Source organism: Alloalcanivorax gelatiniphagus (assembly GCF_005938655.1).
GTDB lineage: Bacteria > Pseudomonadota > Gammaproteobacteria > Pseudomonadales > Alcanivoracaceae > Alloalcanivorax > Alloalcanivorax gelatiniphagus.
Genome location: NZ_VCQT01000002.1, coordinates 1 through 1,786, shown reverse-complemented (window position 1 = coordinate 1,786; position 1,786 = coordinate 1). Strand labels below are relative to the sequence as shown.

Sequence of the window (1,786 nt, the reverse complement as noted above, 5' to 3'; positions counted from 1 at the left end):
AAATATATAACAGTAAGGAGGCGTCGGCAGCGACAGAAGTGTAGAAGAGCCAGACAGACAAGCAAACGTGTGGGTCCCTGCTCGGGTAGGGTCTCGGTCGTTAAGGAGGTGATCCAGCCGCAGGTTCCCCTACGGCTACCTTGTTACGACTTCACCCCAGTCATGAACCACACCGTGGTGACCGTCCTCCGAAGTTAGACTAGCCACTTCTGGTGCAATCCACTCCCATGGTGTGACGGGCGGTGTGTACAAGGCCCGGGAACGTATTCACCGCGGCATTCTGATCCGCGATTACTAGCGATTCCGACTTCATGGAGTCGAGTTGCAGACTCCAATCCGGACTACGACTGGCTTTAAGGGATTAGCTCCGCCTCGCGACTTCGCAACCCTCTGTACCAGCCATTGTAGCACGTGTGTAGCCCAGGTCGTAAGGGCCATGATGACCTGACGTCGTCCCCACCTTCCTCCGGTTTGTCACCGGCAGTCTCCCTAGAGTTCCCACCATTACGTGCTGGCAACTAAGGACAAGGGTTGCGCTCGTTACGGGACTTAACCCAACATCTCACGACACGAGCTGACGACGGCCATGCAGCACCTGTCACTCGGCTCCCGAAGGCACTAAGGCATCTCTGCCAAATTCCGAGGATGTCAAGACCTGGTAAGGTTCTTCGCGTTGCATCGAATTAAACCACATGCTCCACCGCTTGTGCGGGCCCCCGTCAATTCATTTGAGTTTTAACCTTGCGGCCGTACTCCCCAGGCGGTCTACTTATCGCGTTAGCTGCGCCACCAAGATCACTAAGGATCCCGACGGCTAGTAGACATCGTTTACGGCGTGGACTACCAGGGTATCTAATCCTGTTTGCTCCCCACGCTTTCGCACCTCAGCGTCAGTGTCAGTCCAGGAGGCCGCCTTCGCCACTGGTGTTCCTTCCGATCTCTACGCATTTCACCGCTACACCGGAAATTCCACCTCCCTCTACTGCACTCTAGCGTGCCAGTATCGGATGCAATTCCAAGGTTGAGCCCTGGGCTTTCACATCCGACTTAACACACCGCCTACGCGCGCTTTACGCCCAGTAATTCCGATTAACGCTTGCACCTTTCGTATTACCGCGGCTGCTGGCACGAAATTAGCCGGTGCTTCTTCTGTAGGTAACGTCAAGTACTCCAGGGTATTAGCCCGAAGCCTTCCTCCCTACTGAAAGTGCTTTACAACCCGAAGGCCTTCTTCACACACGCGGCATGGCTGGATCAGGGTTGCCCCCATTGTCCAAGATTCCCCACTGCTGCCTCCCGTAGGAGTCCGGGCCGTGTCTCAGTCCCGGTGTGGCTGATCATCCTCTCAGACCAGCTACGGATCGTCGCCTTGGTGAGCCTTTACCTCACCAACAAGCTAATCCGACGCGAGCTCATCCATCAGCGCAAGGCCAAAAGGTCCCCTGCTTTGTCCCGTAGGACGTATGCGGTATTAGCTCGAGTTTCCCCGAGTTATCCCCCACTGATGGGCAGATTCTCACGCGTTACTCACCCGTCCGCCGCTCGTCAGCGGGTAGCAAGCTACCCCTGTTACCGCTCGACTTGCATGTGTTAGGCCTGCCGCCAGCGTTCAATCTGAGCCATGATCAAACTCTTCAGTTCGATTAAGTCTTTAAAGTGCCTTCGCACTTAAAGCATGCTCAGCTCGAAACAAATTCAACTAGGTTGACTTGTTCAAAGCCGATATCTTTTGAGACATCTACTCCGAACAGGTCCCACACGTTTGCTTGCCTGATTGTTAAAGAGC

Annotated in this window: 1 rRNA gene; it reads right to left on the bottom strand. The window is 54.8% G+C overall.

The window, feature by feature from the left end:
* Positions 1-101: 101 nt before the first annotated feature.
* Positions 102-1,641, bottom strand: a 16S ribosomal RNA gene (locus FGS76_RS00915).
* Positions 1,642-1,786: the final 145 nt, after the last annotated feature.